This is a genomic window from Novosphingobium flavum (genome assembly GCF_014230315.1).
GTDB lineage: Bacteria > Pseudomonadota > Alphaproteobacteria > Sphingomonadales > Sphingomonadaceae > Novosphingobium > Novosphingobium flavum.
On the sequence record NZ_JACLAW010000007.1, the window covers coordinates 204,764 to 220,443 of the forward strand.

The 15,680-nt window shown below is 67.3% G+C and carries 17 protein-coding genes and 1 tRNA gene; 9 read left to right on the forward strand and 9 right to left on the reverse strand.

Features of this window, described 5'->3' with window-relative positions; genetic code table 11:
• Positions 1–78: 78 nt before the first annotated feature.
• The 5 genes from H7F51_RS10755 (at position 79) to H7F51_RS10775 (ending at position 2,674) form a co-directional block, all read left to right on the forward strand.
• Complete coding sequence (locus tag H7F51_RS10755; protein ID WP_185664310.1) at positions 79–1,272, forward strand: hypothetical protein; 1,194 nt, start codon at positions 79–81, stop codon at positions 1,270–1,272.
• Between the two features lie 5 nt (positions 1,273–1,277).
• Positions 1,278–1,844 carry a GTP-binding protein gene (locus H7F51_RS10760; protein ID WP_185664311.1) on the forward strand — a complete coding sequence of 189 codons (567 nt, stop codon included), beginning with the start codon at positions 1,278–1,280 and terminating at the stop codon, positions 1,842–1,844.
• A complete protein-coding gene (locus H7F51_RS10765; protein ID WP_185664312.1) occupies positions 1,841–2,083 on the forward strand; it encodes a hypothetical protein in 243 nt (80 codons plus the stop codon). Before H7F51_RS10760 ends, H7F51_RS10765 begins: the two co-directional genes overlap by 4 nt.
• A complete protein-coding gene (locus H7F51_RS10770) occupies positions 2,044–2,247 on the forward strand; it encodes a hypothetical protein (RefSeq protein ID WP_185664313.1) in 204 nt (67 codons plus the stop codon). Before H7F51_RS10765 ends, H7F51_RS10770 begins: the two co-directional genes overlap by 40 nt.
• 67 nt (positions 2,248–2,314) lie before the next feature.
• A complete protein-coding gene (locus tag H7F51_RS10775; RefSeq protein ID WP_185664314.1) occupies positions 2,315–2,674 on the forward strand; it encodes a hypothetical protein in 360 nt (119 codons plus the stop codon).
• Here H7F51_RS10775 and H7F51_RS10780 read toward each other — a convergent pair whose 3' ends face one another.
• Genes H7F51_RS10780 through H7F51_RS10790 form a run of 3 tightly spaced genes read right to left on the reverse strand, consistent with a single transcriptional unit; the run spans position 2,675 to position 5,331 of the window.
• Positions 2,675–3,598: a bifunctional 5,10-methylenetetrahydrofolate dehydrogenase/5,10-methenyltetrahydrofolate cyclohydrolase gene (locus tag H7F51_RS10780; RefSeq protein WP_185664315.1), complete on the reverse strand. Its 924-nt coding sequence runs from the start codon at positions 3,596–3,598 to the stop codon at positions 2,675–2,677. It lies immediately after the preceding gene.
• Positions 3,599–3,605: 7 nt separating this feature from the next.
• Positions 3,606–4,457 carry a formyltetrahydrofolate deformylase gene (gene purU / locus H7F51_RS10785; protein WP_185664316.1) on the reverse strand — a complete coding sequence of 284 codons (852 nt, stop codon included), beginning with the start codon at positions 4,455–4,457 and terminating at the stop codon, positions 3,606–3,608.
• Between the two features lie 22 nt (positions 4,458–4,479).
• Positions 4,480–5,331, reverse strand: a complete 852-nt coding sequence (locus H7F51_RS10790) for a methylenetetrahydrofolate reductase (protein ID WP_185664317.1) — start codon at positions 5,329–5,331, stop codon at positions 4,480–4,482.
• Positions 5,332–5,613: 282 nt separating this feature from the next.
• Between H7F51_RS10790 and H7F51_RS10795 the strand changes: the two genes are divergently transcribed.
• Positions 5,614–6,942 (forward strand): aminomethyl transferase family protein, encoded by a 1,329-nt coding sequence (locus tag H7F51_RS10795; RefSeq protein ID WP_185664318.1) that lies wholly within the window; start codon positions 5,614–5,616, stop codon positions 6,940–6,942.
• Between the two features lie 103 nt (positions 6,943–7,045).
• Here the strand turns inward: H7F51_RS10795 and H7F51_RS10800 are convergent, their stop codons facing one another.
• Both H7F51_RS10800 and H7F51_RS10805 read right to left on the reverse strand, forming a co-directional pair.
• Positions 7,046–7,942 carry a LysR family transcriptional regulator gene (locus H7F51_RS10800; RefSeq protein WP_185664319.1) on the reverse strand — a complete coding sequence of 299 codons (897 nt, stop codon included), beginning with the start codon at positions 7,940–7,942 and terminating at the stop codon, positions 7,046–7,048.
• Positions 7,943–7,969: 27 nt separating this feature from the next.
• Positions 7,970–9,394, reverse strand: coding sequence for an MFS transporter (locus H7F51_RS10805; RefSeq protein ID WP_185664320.1), 1,425 nt, complete (start codon positions 9,392–9,394; stop codon positions 7,970–7,972).
• Between the two features lie 231 nt (positions 9,395–9,625).
• Here H7F51_RS10805 and H7F51_RS10810 point away from each other — a divergent pair, with 231 nt between their 5' ends.
• Positions 9,626–10,822: an MFS transporter gene (locus H7F51_RS10810; protein WP_185664321.1), complete on the forward strand. Its 1,197-nt coding sequence runs from the start codon at positions 9,626–9,628 to the stop codon at positions 10,820–10,822.
• Between the two features lie 67 nt (positions 10,823–10,889).
• On the opposite strand, the gene H7F51_RS10815 is transcribed toward H7F51_RS10810, so the two are convergent.
• A tRNA-Ser gene (locus tag H7F51_RS10815) sits at positions 10,890–10,982 on the reverse strand.
• A gap of 171 nt (positions 10,983–11,153) precedes the next feature.
• On the opposite strand from H7F51_RS10815, the gene H7F51_RS10820 reads away from it, so the two are divergent.
• Both H7F51_RS10820 and H7F51_RS10825 read left to right on the forward strand, forming a co-directional pair.
• A complete protein-coding gene (locus tag H7F51_RS10820; protein ID WP_246448183.1) occupies positions 11,154–11,942 on the forward strand; it encodes a DUF1134 domain-containing protein in 789 nt (262 codons plus the stop codon).
• Between the two features lie 60 nt (positions 11,943–12,002).
• Positions 12,003–13,184, forward strand: coding sequence for an amino acid aminotransferase (locus H7F51_RS10825; RefSeq protein ID WP_185664323.1), 1,182 nt, complete (start codon positions 12,003–12,005; stop codon positions 13,182–13,184).
• 325 nt (positions 13,185–13,509) lie between these two features.
• Here H7F51_RS10825 and H7F51_RS10830 read toward each other — a convergent pair whose 3' ends face one another.
• Genes H7F51_RS10830 through H7F51_RS10840 form a run of 3 tightly spaced genes read right to left on the reverse strand, consistent with a single transcriptional unit; the run spans position 13,510 to position 15,586 of the window.
• Positions 13,510–14,127 carry a riboflavin synthase gene (locus H7F51_RS10830; RefSeq protein ID WP_185664324.1) on the reverse strand — a complete coding sequence of 206 codons (618 nt, stop codon included), beginning with the start codon at positions 14,125–14,127 and terminating at the stop codon, positions 13,510–13,512.
• Positions 14,128–14,133: 6 nt separating this feature from the next.
• A complete protein-coding gene (gene ribD, locus H7F51_RS10835; protein WP_185664325.1) occupies positions 14,134–15,135 on the reverse strand; it encodes a bifunctional diaminohydroxyphosphoribosylaminopyrimidine deaminase/5-amino-6-(5-phosphoribosylamino)uracil reductase RibD in 1,002 nt (333 codons plus the stop codon).
• Positions 15,101–15,586 (reverse strand): hypothetical protein, encoded by a 486-nt coding sequence (locus H7F51_RS10840; RefSeq protein WP_185664326.1) that lies wholly within the window; start codon positions 15,584–15,586, stop codon positions 15,101–15,103. Before H7F51_RS10840 ends, ribD begins: the two co-directional genes overlap by 35 nt.
• Positions 15,587–15,680: the final 94 nt, after the last annotated feature.

Sequence of the window (15,680 nt, forward strand, 5' to 3'; positions counted from 1 at the left end):
CGGACTGCCGGTTTACGAAATTTGGTTGAGGCGGGGCTGCGCGGTGCCTTGCGGGACCAGCTCAGGCAGGCGACGATCATGCGTAGCACAACCTACACGATGAGCCTGGTGAACCTCGCTCCGGGGCAGCGGGCGGCCATCGCCGAGGCCTTTGAAACCCTGACCGCGGAATGTTCGCCCGGCTGGTTGATGCTCGATACCGAGGGGGCGGACCTGATGATCGTCGGCAGCCCGTCGGCGGGTTCGTGGCAGGAGCACCAGTTGGTCGCCCGGCTGATCGGCGAGAACGAGCTACCCGGACCGAGCGAGCTGGGCCTGCGCAGCCCGGTCAGCGTTATTGGCCTGATGAACCTGCTGGAGGCGGCGCGGCGCCGGCTGGCCGCACTGGCCCCGCCGGTGCGCAGCGGGCTGCAAGTGAAGCGCGCCGTGCCCCTGCCCGATCGGCACGAGACCAGTTTTGCCGGCTCCAGCTTCGCCGCCATGCCTTCTGAAGCGCCGGCGCGCCCCGCGATGGCCGGGCCGGGGCCCTATGCCGAGGACGGCAGCATGCCTTGGCGCGCTCAGCTCGACGCCCTGCGCAAACCGGCCCCATCACAGACCAGCCAGTTCCTGAGCCATCCTGCCCCGCCGTTCGCGGCTCCTGTCTCGCGGGGCGATCCGGCCCTCGGGGCCTGGGCGGAAACGGCGCTGACGCTCTATTCGATCATGCAGAACTCGGCTCCGGTGATCGCCGAGATCTCGATCGCCAGCAATGCGCTGGTCCAGGCCGATTTCCGCTACCGCGCGTTCAGCTCGACCGCGCCGATCGAGGAACTGCCCGCCGCTCCGCGCCAGGTGACGATCCGCACGGTCAGCCCGCCGCCGGACTGGCCGCCGTCTTTCGCCCTGCCGGGCCAGCCGCTCGACAAGTTGCTGTGGTTCGTCGGCTACAATGCCTTCGACGGCGCGCCCGCGCCCTGGCTGCATCCGGAAGACCGCTATCGCCTGCAGCGCTGGCCCAATTTCACCGAGATCGCCTACCAGCTCGATCACATGCGGATGACCGCGATGATCGGCAACGCCTACATGAACCCGCGCGAGCTGGCCGGGGCCTGCGGCGCGCCGTTCGACAGCGCCCAGCGGATGATCAATGCCTACAGCCTGATGGGCCTGCTTCAGACCAGTCCGCAGGTTTCCGCGCCGCCCGTCGCCCTCAGCCCGCCGCCCGGTCAGGAGCCGCCAGCCGCAAAGGCCGGCCTGTTCGCGCGGCTGCGCCAGAAATTCGGACTCTGATCGCCATGGCCGAACACATCATTCTTTTCGCCGGACCGATGGGCGCGGGCAAGACGACCGCGATCCGCTCGCTGAGCGAGATCGAGGTCGTCTCGACCGAGGCCGCCAACACCGACCGCGAAACCGCCGACAAGGACACCACCACCGTCGCGCTCGACTATGGCGAGATCACCATCGGCGACGAGGACAAGGTCCGGCTCTACGGCATTCCCGGCCAGCGCCGCTTCGACTTCATGTGGAGCGTGCTCAAGGAACGGGCCATGGGCCTGGTGCTCCTGCTCAACGCCGATGCAGCCGCGCCGCTGGCCCAGTTGACCGAGTTCCTCGAGGAATTCGGCGACCTGCACCGCACCGGCGGGGTCGTGGTCGGGATCACCCGCACCGACGTGACCGCCGGGCCGAGCCTGGCCGACTATGCGCGGACGATCGAGGCCGCGCTGCCGGGCAGCCTGGTCCCGGTCTTCACCGTCGATGCGCGCAGCGGGGCGCACATGCGCACCTGCCTGCTCTCGCTGATCGCCAACATTGAAATGCGCAGCCTGAGCGGCGCTCTCACAGGACAGGTGGCATGACCGTCAAGTTGCACAAGGATCCCGCCATCATTGCCCATGCGGATCAGGTGCTCGGCGATCTGGCCGAGACTTCCAAGTCGCTTACCTATGCCACGTTCCTCACCGACGACGGATTCGAGGTGACGCGGCTGCGCTCCGACTTTTCCGCCAACAACCGCATCGCAGCGATGCGAGTTCGATGCAGGCGCTGGGCGATGCCGTGGCGCGCGACCTCCAGATCGGCGCCTGCGGCTACCTGATCATCGCCGGCGACAATGGCTACATGATCCAGCTGCGTGTGCCCGGCGCGCCGCTGGTTCTCGCCGCCAGCTTCGATGCGGCCGAGACGGTCGGCAAGGCCCTCTCGGTGGCCCGTCTGGCCGCCGCGGCGATGAGCGAAATGCCGCTTTCCGAAGCAGCGTAATACCTTGCCGGGACGGCGGAGCCCGGCGAGCGACACCCCCCACCGCACAAGTTGAAGGAACTACCGGATGGCCAATATCAAGGACACCCTCGGCAACCTGCTGTCGATCGACGGCGCCAAGGCTGCCGCCATCGTCGACAGCGAGTCCGGCATGGTGCTGGGCAAGGAAGGCACGGGCCTCGATCTCGACGTTGCCGGCGCCGGCAATACCGAAGTGGTCCGCGCCAAGCTCAAGACCATGAAGTCGCTCGGCCTCAAGGACTCGATCGACGACATCCTGATCACGCTGTCCTCGCAGTACCACGTGATCCGCCCGCTGGCCGAGCGCCCGTCGATCTTCCTCTACCTCGTGCTCGACAAGGCGAAGTCGAACCTGGCGCTGGCCCGCATCAAGGCGAAGGAATGCGACGAGCAGCTCGCGCTCTGATCAGACGGACAGGGAGGGGGCGGGCACGGCGCGTGCCTGCCCCACGAGTAGCATTCGCGCCGCCTTTTCCTTCGCCCTGGCCGCATCAACGGTGTTGCGCAGCAGGCAGGCGATGGTCATCGGCCCGACCCCGCCGGGCACCGGGGTAAGAACCCCGGCATGGCCGCATTCCTGCGCGGCGACGTCGCCGACGATCCGGGAAATGCCGTCTTTGTCGACGACGCGGTTGATGCCGACGTCGATCACCACGGCGCCGGGCTTGATCCAGTCCCCCTTCACGAGCTCCGGTGAACCGGCGGCGACCACCACGATGTCGGCGCTGCGCACGATTTCGGGCAGGCCGCGGGTGTGTATGTGGGTGACCGTCACGGTGCACTCGCGCTCGAGCAGCAGCAGGGCGACCGGCTTGCCGACGATGTTGGACTTACCGATTACGACCGCCTTGAGCCCCCGGAAATCGTCGATCACCTGTTCGAGCAGTATCATGCACCCAAGCGGCGTGCAGGGCACGAGGCCCGCTCCGCTGCCGGTCGAGAGGCGGCCGACATTGACCGGGTGAAAGCCGTCGACGTCCTTCTCCGGCGCGATCGCGTCGAGCACCCGGGCCGCGTCGATGTGGCGGGGCAGGGGGAGCTGGACAAGAATGCCGTGGATCGCCGGATCGGCGTTAAGCGCGGCGATCAGGTCGAGCAGGGCCGCTTCCCCGGTTTCGGCCGGCAGGCGGTATTCGGCCGAGCGAATCCCGGCCATGCCCGCCGCCTTGCGCTTGCGGCCGACGTAGATCCGGCTGGCCGGATCTTCGCCGACCAGCACCACGGCCAGCCCCGGCACGTCCTGTCCTGCCGCGACCAAGGCCGCCACCTCGGCGGCAAGGTCGTCGCTCATCTGCCCGGCGAGCGTGTCGCCCCGCAATATCCGAACCATGACTGCCTCAATTCGCAAAGACGATGGTCTTGGCGCCGTTGAGGAAGACGCGGTGCGTGATGTGCCAGCCCACGGCCCGGCCCAGAACCCGGCTTTCGATCTCGCGCCCCTTGCGGACGAGATCGTCCGGCCGGTCCTCGTGGCTGACGGCCTCGGTCGCCTGATGGATGATCGGGCCTTCGTCGAGGTCGGCCGTAACGTAGTGGGCCGTCGCGCCGATCATCTTCACCCCGCGCGCGTGGGCCTGGTGATAGGGCTTGGCGCCCTTGAAGCTGGGCAGGAAGGAGTGGTGGATGTTGATGCAGCGCCCGGACAGGAACGAGGCGAGATCGTCCGAGAGGATCTGCATGTAGCGGGCGAGGATCACCAGTTCCGCCCCGGTCTCATCGACCAGCGCCTTGATCCGCGCTTCCTGCGCAGGCTTGGTGTCCTTGGTGATCGGCAGGTGGTGGAACGGGATGCCGCCAATGTCCGACACGGCCAGCGCCTCGCGCGGGTGATTGCATGCGATGCCGACGATATCCATCGGCAGTTCGCCCATCCGGGTCTTGTAGAGCAGATAGCCGAGGCAGTGGTCGAACTTGCTGACGAGGATCAGCACCCTGGTCTTGCGCTCGCCGGGGATCAGCTTCCAGTCCATCGCGAACTCGCCTGCCAGCCGCTCCATCGCCTCGGTCAGCCCGGCGGGCGCGCCTGGGCATTCAAACACCACGCGCTGGAAGAAGCGCCCGGTTTCCCGATCGTCAAACTGGCGGCTGTCGAGGATGTTGCCCCCGGCATCGAAGATCGCGCCGGAGACGCCGCGCACGATCCCGGGGCGGTCGGGGCAACTGACGACGAGCGTGTAGGTCTTGGTCATTGGTCTCTCCCGGATATTGTTGTCAGGCCCGCTCGGGCTCTTGCAGCGCGGCGCCGAGCCAGCCAGCAAACTTGGCGAAGCCGCCGAAGGGGAACACGTGGAGCCGGACTGCGCCGAGCCCGCCTGCGGCAAGCCCCTTGCCCAGATCGACAAGGAAGCGGTCAGGCCCGGCGTCGCCGAGCAGGCGGCCGAGCGAGAGGCCATACTTGGCGACCGCGCTGGCCGAGGCCGCGACCCCGCAGCGGGTCGCAAAGCGGAGCAGAACCCGTACGCCGGCCGGGCCGGGGATGCCGATCCGCACCGGAACGTGGTGGCCGCGGGCGCGGACTTCAGCGAGCCAGCTCACCACCCGCTGCGCGTCGAACGAGAATTGGGTGACGACCTGAGCGGCAAGGCCCCGCGCCTTGAGCGCGGCGAGCTTGTCAGCCATGGCCTGCCACAGCACCTCGTCGGGCACGTCGGGGTGGTCGTCGGGGTGGCCCGCGATCCCGACCGAAGTGAAACCGTGGCGCTCGATCAGCCCGGTCTCGATGACCGAAAGGCTGTCGGAAAACGGCCCGGATGGCCGGGACAGGTCGCCCGCGATCAGGAACAGGCGGGTTGCCCCGGCTTCGGCGCGCAGGGCGCCCAGCAGCCGGTCGAGGGCTTCAAGGCTTTCGATCCGCCGCGCCGAAATGTGGGGTACCGGCTCGAAGCCTTGCGCGCGGACGGCAACGCAGGCGGCGATCCGGGCGGCGTCGCCTTCCTCGGGCAGCCACGGCACGAAGACCTCGGCCGGGCGCGCGGGCTCCTTGCCCAGCGCACCGAGCAGGGCGGCATCCTTGGCCGTGGCTTCTATGCTGTAGTCAGCGAACAGCTGGTTTAAGGGGATCATCGGCAAGTCTCATCGGCAATGGTGACCTGCCGGCAGTTGGCATTGCGGGAGGGCCTTCGGTAGCGACCGATCCCGCAACAATCTGGTTACGGCTATCGTGAGCGGATGGGCGGAGCCGGCCAAAACGGTGCAATTGCGTCATTTGTTCGGTTGTCGCGAAATCCGCGACAATGCTGCGCCGATCCGTGGGCATCTCTCGGGCCGCCGGTCTTGCTAGTCCGGGCTCACCACGCCGGGCCCGTACCGTCCGGACAAGCCGTTTCACTGAAGAGGATCGCCGAAATGAAGCCGATCAGCCTGCAGCAGGCCATCGATGAAGCCGGATCGCCGATGAAGGTCGTCTGGAAGCCCAATGCCAAGGCCTGGGAAGTCCCGGTCATTGCGCCCGAATATGCCGGATGGCGCGCCGAACAGGCCGCCTGGCGCGACGCGGTCGCCCTGTCCGACCTGTCGCACCACATGTGGGACCTGTGGATCGAGGGGCCGGACGCGCTGCGCCTGCTCAAGGACTACAGCGCCAACAATTACGAGAACTTCGTGATCGGCCAGGCCAAGCAGTTCGTGCCGGTGACCGAGCGCGGGCACCTGATCACCGACGGCATCCTGATGCGCGACGCCGAGCAGCGCTACAACCTGTCGGGCGTTCCGGCGTCGCAGTCTTGGATCCGCTACCAGGGTGAGAAGGGCGGCTACGACGTCCAGATGACCGTCGATCCGGACTCCGGGTTGCGCAAGGCCGGCGATCCGCTGATCTTCCGCTTCCAGATCCAGGGCCCGAGCGCCATGCCGCTGGCCGAGAAGCTGTTCGGCGGTCCGCTGCCCAAGACGAAGTTCTTCCACTCGACCCCGGTCGAGCTGGGCGGCCGTAGCTTCCGCGCTTTCCGCCACGGCATGGCCGGGATGCCCGGCTACGAGTTCATCGGTGACTGGAAGGACGCGGCCTTCGTCAAGGAGGCGATCCTCAAGGCCGGTGAGGAATTCGGCCTGCTCCACGTCGGCGGCAAGGCCTATTACACCAACGGGATCGAGAGCGGCTGGATACCGACCCCGACGCCGGGCGTTTTCACCGATCCCGAGCTGCGCGGTTACCGCGAATGGCTCTCGATCTTTTCCTACGAAGGGCAGAAGCCGCTCCACGGCAGCTTCTATTCGGACAACATCGAGGACTATTACGTCTCGCCGTTCGAGCTGGGCTACGGCAAGTCGATCGCCTTCAATCATGACTACTGCGGCCGCGAGGCGCTGGAAAAGGCCAGGGACGATTACCGCCGCCGCAAGGTTACCTTCGTGTTCGATCCGGCCGACATGGCCCGCGTGTTCGGCCAGCCCGAATATATGAACACCTATGGCCGCTACCGGATCGAGAAGGACGGCAAGCTGGTCGGCATGTCGTTCCAGACCGGCCTGATCGGCCCGCTCAATGCTATCCTTTCGCTCGGACTGGTCGACAAGGAATATGCCGTGCCCGGCACGAGCCTCGAGTTCGTCTGGGGCGAACACCCCGGTCCGGGCCACGATCCGGCCGGCGACTTCGGTTTCCAGCGGCTGAAGGTCACGGTCGCTCCGTCGCCCTACAACGAGCATGCCCGCAGCGAATATCGCCGCGACTGACGCGCAGCGGCAAACACGGAAAAAGGGCCGGGGGAAATCCCGGCCCTTTTTGCTGTCGGAAAGTTGGCTGGTCTTGCGCGGCGGCGCTGGCGGATGGCGCAGTTCAGGCTTCGTCGGGACTGTGCTGCTTGAACCAGTCGGCCAGGAACGAGACCAGGGCCTTGATCCGGCGCGGCGCATCGCCGGGCGGGAAAGCGACATAGAGCGGCCGCGCGGCGGGCGGATTGTCGGTCAGAACGGGCACCAGCCGGTCTTCCACCAGGGGCAGGCGCATGATCCCCTTGGGGAGCATGGCAATGCCGAGGCCCGCGACACAAGCTTCGCGCAGGGCAAAGACCGAGTTCGAGGAAAAGCGCGATGGCAGGCGCAGGTTGACCCGTTCGCCGTTGGTGAACAGCCAGGTCGCGTCGGTGCTCTTGGCCAGGCAATCGTGCCGGGCGAGATCCTCGGCCGTTTCGGGCATGCCGCGTTCGGCGAGATATTCGGGCGAGGCGACCAGCAGGTGCTCGATTCGCCCGATCTTCTTTACCATGATCGAACTGTCGCGCAGCACGTTGGGCTGAATGCACAGGTCGTGGCCGTGCGCCAGAAACTCGTGCGGGTTGGACGATGGCTCCTCGAAGTGCAGCCGGATCGAGATGCCCGGGTTCTGTTTGCAGAACTCGGCCGTGGCGGGGGAAATGCCGAACGAGCCGATCCAGATCGGGCAGAGGATCGAGATCTCGCCCTCAACTTCGTTCTTGATCGCCGCGATCTGCTCCTCGCCGCTGCGGATCTCGCCCAGGACCTTCTGGCACAGTTCGGCATAGCGCAGGCCCGCGTCGGTGGCGGTGACCTGCCGGGTCGTGCGGTTGAGCAGCTTGATCCCGAGATGGGCTTCGAGATCGGCGACATGGCGCGAGACCAGGGTACGGGAGATCGACAGTTCCTCGGCCGCCGTGGTGAAGTTGGCACACTTCACCACCCTGAGGAACGTCGCCATGGTGGTCAGCCGGTCCATTCCCGCTCTCCTCTTGGCGGCCTCGTTTCAGGCAGCACGGGGCTTGCGCCCGCTGATTTCGTCACCCACGTCGTGGGCGAGGCCTAGATAGGACAGAGATGCAGCAGCGCTGGCAATGCCGGCCAGGACCAATGCGATCTGGAAATCGAACAGGCCGATTGCCGAGGCTTCGCGCGACCATTGGCTCAGGGTCAGCAATAGGGCGCCGATCGCCACGCCCGCACCGAATCCGATCTGCTGGGTCAGCGAAGAAACCACCGAAGCCGGTTGGCGCTGCGGCGGGGCGATGTCGGCGAAGTTGACCATGGTCACCGCTGTGAACTGCAATGAGCGCATGGCGCCAGCGGCAGCGAGGATTGCGGCATTGATCGCCAGGGGCAACGATGGCGAAAGCAGAGCGCAGGCGGCGATCGTCACACCGGCGAGCAAGCTGCTGGCAATCAGCGTCGTGCGGATGCCGAACCGCGCGATCAAGCGGTTGGTGACGGTCTTCATGCCAAGGTTGGCCATCATGTAGATCATCAGCATGCCGCCTGCTTGCGACGCGCTCATGCCGTGGGCGATCTGCAGCATGAGCGGCAGCAGGAACGGCGTCGCGCTGATCGTGGCGCGCGAAACCACCCCGCCGGTAACGCTGGCAACGAAGAACGACTTCACCTTGAGCGCGTCGAGCCGGATCAAGGGGCGGTCGGTCGTGCGCATGTGGCGCAGTGCCAGCCAGCCCACGCCGACCGACAGCACCATCAGCCCCAGGCCAAGCTGGAGTGAGGCCACGTCGCGCAGCGCCAGCAGGTCGAAGCCATAGGTCAGGCAGACAAGGGCAAGGGCGGTGAGCAGGAAGCCTGCAAGGTCGAACGGCTTGGTCTCCTGCCTTTCGTTCGGCACGGTGGCCAGCACCAGCGGCAGGCCGATCAGCGCGACCGGCACGTTGACGAAGAAGATCCAGTGCCACGAGGCGAAATCTGTGATCCAGCCACCGAGCGGCGGCCCGATTACCGGCGCCACCAGGCCCGGCCAGATCAGCGCCGAGAGCGCCTTCATCAGGTCCTTCTTCTCCGAGGTGCGCAAGACCACGAGGCGGCCCACCGGGCTCATCATCGCCGCCGCCGCACCCTGCACGGCGCGCGCCGCGACAAATGCGTTGAAGTTGGGAGCCAGCCCGCAGGCGAGCGAGGCCAGGGCGAACAGCATGATCGCGCCGGCGAACAGGGTACGGGTGCCAATCCGGTCGGCCAGCCAGCCCGAGGCGGTGACGCAGGCCGCCGCCGCCATGACATAGGCGGTGATCCCGAGGCTCATCCGTGCCGGGTCGATGCCGAAGTCGTTCGCCATTCTGGGAATGGCGGTGACGATTATCGTCGAATCCAGCGTTTCCATGAAAAAGGCGATGGCCACGATCAACGAGACCAGCATCGACCTTCCGCCGACCCGGGCAGCAAGGCGCTCCAGCACTATGATTCTCCCCGCACCGGACGCTCTCGTCCTGGTGCCTGCGCGGGGCATGCCCGCAGGTTTGGTACGACTTCAGGGTGTCAAATCCGCAACAGTCGCGCAAGCGCGCGATTGGTTCGGATTTCGCGACACTGAATTGAGGTCGGCTCCCGCTTGCCGCCTAACAGGCGCGCAGGCACACCCGCTTCACATGGATCCCGGCGCGAACTCCGGGGCGGGGAGAATTTCACGATGCCGACGACCGACCGCGCTCCCTGGGGCCTGATCCTCCTGATCTATCTGATCGGCGTCGCCGCAATGCTGGTCGTCAGCATCGCCGTTCCCGCGCTTGGGGGGATCGGCGCAGAGTTCCATCCGAAGTCTCAGTCGCTCGTTGGCTGGGTCATGTCGATGCCCGCGCTGGCCGCGGCCCTTGGTTCCCTGCCAATGGGCGGACTGGTCGACCGGTTCGGCGACCGGCGGATCATGGTCGCCGGCGCCGCGCTGGTCCTGCTCGGCGATGTCGGCGTGATAACGGCCGGTTCGATCGAGACCTTGCTGGCGTGGCGCGTGGTCGGCGGCTTCGGCTATGTCGGGATGGCCGTGGCCGCGGTGACGATGATCTCGCGCCTGACCGCAGGCAAGCAGCGGGTTGCCGCGCTGGCGCTGTGGTCGACGGTGATCCCCGCCAGCTTCATCGCTTCGTCTATCTACGGCGCCACGGCCGGGGCACACATCGGCTGGCGCGGTGCCTTCATCGGCCATGCCGCGGCCACGGCCGTCCTCGTCGCGGTCGGCCGGTTGCTCTTGCCCGGTATTGCGCCCGATGCCCGTCAGCCAAACCGCATGGCAGCGGTCAAGCAGGTCGTCCGTACGCCCTGGCCCTTCGTGCTTGGGCTGTCCTTCGCGGCGGCCGCCTTCCTGCAGACCGGCTTTGTTGCAACCCTGCCTCACCTGCTGTCAGTCAAGCTCGGGGCGGAGGAGGCCGAGGTCCACTCGTTCAACATCCTTGCCATGCTGTGCAATGTCGGCGGCGCCTTCCTGTTCGGCGCGTTGTGTAATCGCGGGGTCCGCCCGGCCATCCTCGGCTGCGCTGCGCTGACCATGAGCGGGCTGTGCGCGGCGGGCCTGATCCTTGCCCCCTCGGACATGATCGCGGCGATCGGGATGAATTGCGGGTTGATGTTCGGGCTTGGCGTCCTCGTCGGCATGTGGGCGCTCATGCCTATCGTCGCCCCGTCGCCCGCCGCAATGGGGGCAACCAGCGGTTTGATCACCCAGGTCACGCTGGTCGGCGTCCTGTTCGGCCCGCCGCTCGCCTTTGCCGGGCTTCACGCGGGTGAGAATGGCAGCCTGCTGTTCCTGGCTGCCGGGCTGGTGATTGCGCTGGTCGGCTGGCCGGTCTGGCGCCGCGGCGGCGAAGCCCCGGCAGCGCCAGCGGCGCACTGAAGCGCCGGAAACGTTCCGAACTTAAAGGGCTAGGGCCGTGCTGATTTCGCTCGGTGCGGCCCAGCGCTGGCGGAGACGGAGGGATTCGAACCCTCGGTACCGGATTTACCAGTACGACGGTTTAGCAAACCGTTGGTTTCAGCCACTCACCCACGTCTCCGGATCGCAGCGGCGAGGGGGCGCTATAGCGAGGGGTTTTCGGGGCGGCAAGGGGGGCTCGTTCCTTTTTGTGGGAACCGTCGGTCGCAAAACGGAGTCGGCTCATCGCCGGTTCATTGCAGGCGCGGCAGGGATCGATTCTGACAGTGTTGGAATGGTCGAGGGACGGGTCATGCAAAGCAACGTGGGCGGGATCGCCCGGATTTTCCTTTCAGCGCTGGCCGGCCTTGCGCTTGGCGCCGGTGCGCTTCCCGCCGCCGCGCAGGTCCGGCAGGTCGATCCGGACAAGGCGATCGACGGCGATCTGGTGCCGCTTTCGCAGCAGGCCCAGCCGGGCGGCACCACCGCCGCGCCGAGTCTCACCGCCGCGCCCGTCGCCACCAGCGACCCAACCGCGCAGCCGGCCGTGACCTCGCCCAATGCCGAGGTTGCCGCGGGGCAGGCCTCTACCAATCCGGTCCAGGCCGGCAAGCAGGGCGCGACCTATCACGAGGACGACCTGATCGGCGCGGCCGAGGGCGTGTTCGGCAAGGGTGCCAAGGGCCTGGCCGACATGATCAAGGGCATCCTGGCCAAGCAGGGCGAGCCCAATGGCTACATCGTCGGCCGCGAGGGCGGCGGGGCGCTGGTGGTCGGCGTGCGGTACGGTTCGGGCACTCTGTACCACAAGGTCGAGGGCCAGAAGCCGGTCTACTGGACCGGACCTTCCATCGGATTCGATGCCGGGGCCAATGCCGGCAACACCTTCGTGCTCGTGTACAACCTTTACGATTCCGAGGACCTCTACAAGCGCTTCGGTTCGGGCGAGGGGCAGGCCTATCTCGTGGGCGGCTTCAACGTCTCGTACCTGCGGCGCGACAATATCGTGCTGATTCCGGTGCGGATGGGCGTCGGGCTGCGGCTTGGCGTCAATGCCGGCTACATGAAGTTTACCCACAAGCAGACCTGGCTTCCATTCTGAGGAGCATTTCCGCGCCAAAACCCCTTGCCCGCAGCGCAGCAAGGGTTAAAGGGCGCGGCCATGCTTACGAACCTCCAGCAGCAGCCCGCTGACGCGCTCCTGGCGCTGATCAAGCTTCACAACAACGATCCGCGCGCGGACAAGATCGACCTCGGCGTCGGCGTCTATCGCACCGATAGCGGCGCGACGCCGGTCTTCGCCTGCATCAAGGCGGCCGAGAAGAAGCTGCTCGAGACGCAGGATTCCAAGGCCTACCTCGGGCCGGAAGGCGACATGGGCTTCGTCCACGCGCTGATGCCCTTCGTCTTCGGCAAGAACGACCCGACGCTGGGCGGCCGGATCGACGGGATGCAGACCCCGGGCGGCACCGGCGCGGTGCGCCTTGCCCTTGCGCTGGCCAAGCGCGCCGGGATCAAGCGGCTGTGGATGGGCACGCCTTCGTGGCCCAACCACGCCCAGATCGTGGCCGACCTCGGGCTTGAGCTGCAGGGCTTCAAGCATTCGAGCAAGGGCGGCACGGTCGACATGGACTCGCTGCGCTTCGCCATCGAACAGGCGGGCGAGGGCGATGCCATCCTGCTTCACGGCTGCTGCCACAACCCGCTCGGCATCGACTACAGCAATGCCCAGTGGGACGAGATTGCCGGCCTGCTCAAGGCCAAGGGCCTGCTGCCGATCATCGACCTTGCCTATCAGGGCCTCGGCCACGGCATGGAAGAAGATGCCTACGGCCTGCGCCGCGTCCTTGCCGAAGTGCCGGAAGCGCTGATCGCCTATTCGTGCGACAAGAACTTCGGCCTCTACCGGGATCGCGTCGGCGCGGTTTACGTGATGATGGAAAGCGCCGATCAGGTGCAGGCCGCGCTGTCGAACGGTCATGCCCTGGCCCGCGCCGCCTGGTCGATGCCGCCGGATCACGGCGCCGCCGCCGTTCGCCTCGTTCTCGAGGACGAAGCCCTCGTGGCGCTGTGGCTGGGCGAACTGGACGAGATGCGTGACCGCATGCGCCAGGTCCGCGGCAGGCTGGCTGCTGCCGGGACCGCCGGGACAGTCGACATGATTCCGTTCGGTTCGCAGAACGGCCTGTTCTCGATCGTGCCGCTGACCCCTGAGCAGGTTCTGGCGATGCGCGAGAAGCACGGCGTTTACATGGCGGGGACGGGGCGCATCAACGTGGCCGGCCTGACCATGGGCAATATCGACAAGTTCGTGGCCGCCGTGGCGGACGTGACGGCTGCCTGATCCGGTTCGCTGGACCGATTTGAAAGGGGCGCGGGGGGAGACCTTCGCGCCCCTTTTCATTTTGGAACACCTTGCTTGCAGATCCGGCGTTGCGATGCCCTCCCCCAGCCCCTCCCGCCTGCGGGAGGGGAGCGGCGCCGCGCTGTCAGGGTGACAGTGTCACCCTGCCTCCGGAGAGATTTTTCTTTTGCCTTGGGCGCTTATGGACGAGTGCATGGGTGACACTTGTCCAACTGACTGCATTTTTCCGGCTGTCAAAGAAGGCCGTGCGAGCGTGGCCCGGCGCGCAGGATGACAGGGTGAGCCGGTGTAGGAAAGCGCAGCCTCAGCCGCGCAGGCTTTGCATCCGCTTGAGATAGCGCGCCAGCACGTCGATCTCGAGATTGACGCTGTCACCGGCCTTGAGCGCGCCGATGGTGGTTACATCGGCGGTGTGGGGGATGATGTTGAGGGTGAAGTGGCAGGAGCCGTCGGGCTGGTCGGCCACTTCGTTGACGGTGAGCGAGACGCCGTCGACCGTGATCGAGCCCTTGGGGGCGATATAGGGCGCGAGGTCGGCCGGGGCGGCGATGGTGAAGCGGCGCGAATCGCCGATCGGTTCGATCGCGGCGACCCGGCCCACGGCATCGACATGGCCGGTGACGATGTGGCCGCCAAGCTCGTCGCCGAGGCGCAGGGCCGGTTCGAGGTTGAGCGCCGTGCCGTGCGCCCAGCGGCCGGGAACGGTGCGCGAGACAGTTTCGCCCGAGAGGTCGACCGCGAACCACGCATCGCCCGGCGTGCCGCCGCGTTCGACCACGGTGAGGCAGACGCCCGAACAGGCGATCGAGGCGCCGATGGCGATCCCGGCCGGGTCCCACGGGCAGCCGATCACGGCGTGGAGGTCGCCCTTCTGCGTCGCCTCGCGGATCTGGCCAATGGCGGTGACGATGCCGGTGAACATGGCGATTTACCCCTGTGAACTGCGGGTGCGCTCGTAGACTTCGAGCGTGTCCTTGCCAAGGGCGCGGCGGCCCGCCGGGCGCCAGCGGCCGTGGGCATCGGCAAGGGCAACCAGGCCGATGTCGCCCAGCGCCGGGCGCCCCGTGCCGAGCAGGATCGGGGCGCGGTAGATCAGCAGGCGATCGACCAGATCGGCGGCGAGGAAGGCCGCGGCGGTCTGCGCGCCGCCTTCGATGAAGAGATATTGTGCGGCCTGCCCGAAGATCGCCCGGGGCGAGGGCAGTGCGCGCCAGCCTTCGGGTGCCGCGCCGCGCGTGAGCAGCCAGCGTTCGGGGCTGCGGTGTTCGAGGCCGGGCAGGCGCACGTCGAGGCGCGGGGCATCGGCGCGCAGGGTGCCGCCGCCGACGAGGATGGCATCGGCGCGGGCGCGCATGGCGTGAGTGTGGGCGCGGGCGGCCTCGCCGGTGATCCACTGCGAGGTGCCATCGGCCATGGCGATGCAGCCGTCGAGGGTGAGGGCCAGCTTGAGGGTGACGTGGGGGCGGCCGAGCTGAGTGCGGACGAGGTATCCGGCGAGGCTTGTCGCGCAGGCGGCGTTTTCAGCGAGTTCGGCAGGCGTGCCGGAGACGCGGATATGGGCAAGCCCCGCGCCGGAGGTGCGCGGATCAGGATCGGCGCAGCCGACGACGACGCGGGCGAGATCGGCCTCGGCGACAAGGTCGGCGCAGGCCGGGCCGCGCGTGCTCTTGTGCGCGCAGGGTTCGAGGGTGACGTAAAGCGCGGCGCCGCGCGCGGCCGTTCCGGCCTCGGCGAGGGCCATGGCTTCGGCATGGGGGCGGCCGCCGGGTTGGGTGAATCCGCGGGCCACGACCTTGCCGTGCTTGACCAGCAGGGCGCCGACGGCGGGATTGGGGCGGCTCAGCGGCAGTCCGCGCGCGGCGAGGCGGGCGGCGGCATCGAGCCAGCGGTGATCGTCAGCGTTGGCCAACCGGATTGGCTTCCCTGGCATTGGCGGCGGGTGCCGTTGTAAGGCCGATCGCCTTGTCGTGCGCGGCCTTTTCGCGGGCGGCGTCGGCCTTGGCATCGGCCTCGATCCTGGCAACGTCCATGCCCGAGACCTTGCCGAGGGTGCGGTAGATGTCCTTGATCTTCGCGTCGCGCTTGGCCTGTTCGGCGCGAAGCTCGTCCTGCAGGAGCTGGTTCTCGGCGTTGGTCCTGGCGATTTCGGCGTCCGAGCGGTTCGCCGTCCACGAGTTGATGTAGACCACGCTGGGGCGTTTGGGCGGGCCGCGCCACGATTCGCCGGCGATCACGTAGAACACCCCCGTGGTCATCGCGAGGGCGAGGGCGACGAAGGGCCAGCGGCGCTTGCCGGCCGTGCGCCAGACGGCGACGAAATCGCCGATGGCGCCTGTGGGGTGAACATTGCGCCAGAACGCGGATTTGCCGACGGTGAGCATGGTGGGATCAGATAGGGGCTGCGGGGCGATTCACCAAGGGGCTCGGTGGGGTCGGTCAAATTGGCCTCCCCGCTGCGACTAGAGCAAGCTCGTC

What these genes read in the sequence shown, in the direction of transcription:
- purU (WP_185664316.1), bottom strand. Translation starts at nt 4,457, where the DNA reads ATGACCAAGACCTACACGCTCGTCGTCAGTTGCCCCGACCGCCCCGGG.
- H7F51_RS10775 (WP_185664314.1), top strand. Translation starts at nt 2,315, where the DNA reads ATGGCCAATATCAAGGACACCCTCGGCAACCTGCTGTCGATCGACGGC.
- H7F51_RS10760 (WP_185664311.1), top strand. Translation starts at nt 1,278, where the DNA reads ATGGCCGAACACATCATTCTTTTCGCCGGACCGATGGGCGCGGGCAAG.
- H7F51_RS10795 (WP_185664318.1), top strand. Translation starts at nt 5,614, where the DNA reads ATGAAGCCGATCAGCCTGCAGCAGGCCATCGATGAAGCCGGATCGCCG.
- H7F51_RS10800 (WP_185664319.1), bottom strand. Translation starts at nt 7,942, where the DNA reads ATGGACCGGCTGACCACCATGGCGACGTTCCTCAGGGTGGTGAAGTGT.
- H7F51_RS10810 (WP_185664321.1), top strand. Translation starts at nt 9,626, where the DNA reads ATGCCGACGACCGACCGCGCTCCCTGGGGCCTGATCCTCCTGATCTAT.
- H7F51_RS10755 (WP_185664310.1), top strand. Translation starts at nt 79, where the DNA reads ATGCGTAGCACAACCTACACGATGAGCCTGGTGAACCTCGCTCCGGGG.
- H7F51_RS10830 (WP_185664324.1), bottom strand. Translation starts at nt 14,127, where the DNA reads ATGTTCACCGGCATCGTCACCGCCATTGGCCAGATCCGCGAGGCGACG.
- H7F51_RS10820 (WP_246448183.1), top strand. Translation starts at nt 11,154, where the DNA reads ATGCAAAGCAACGTGGGCGGGATCGCCCGGATTTTCCTTTCAGCGCTG.
- H7F51_RS10780 (WP_185664315.1), bottom strand. Translation starts at nt 3,598, where the DNA reads ATGGTTCGGATATTGCGGGGCGACACGCTCGCCGGGCAGATGAGCGAC.
- H7F51_RS10825 (WP_185664323.1), top strand. Translation starts at nt 12,003, where the DNA reads ATGCTTACGAACCTCCAGCAGCAGCCCGCTGACGCGCTCCTGGCGCTG.
- H7F51_RS10790 (WP_185664317.1), bottom strand. Translation starts at nt 5,331, where the DNA reads ATGATCCCCTTAAACCAGCTGTTCGCTGACTACAGCATAGAAGCCACG.
- H7F51_RS10840 (WP_185664326.1), bottom strand. Translation starts at nt 15,586, where the DNA reads ATGCTCACCGTCGGCAAATCCGCGTTCTGGCGCAATGTTCACCCCACA.
- ribD (WP_185664325.1), bottom strand. Translation starts at nt 15,135, where the DNA reads ATGCCAGGGAAGCCAATCCGGTTGGCCAACGCTGACGATCACCGCTGG.
- H7F51_RS10765 (WP_185664312.1), top strand. Translation starts at nt 1,841, where the DNA reads ATGACCGTCAAGTTGCACAAGGATCCCGCCATCATTGCCCATGCGGAT.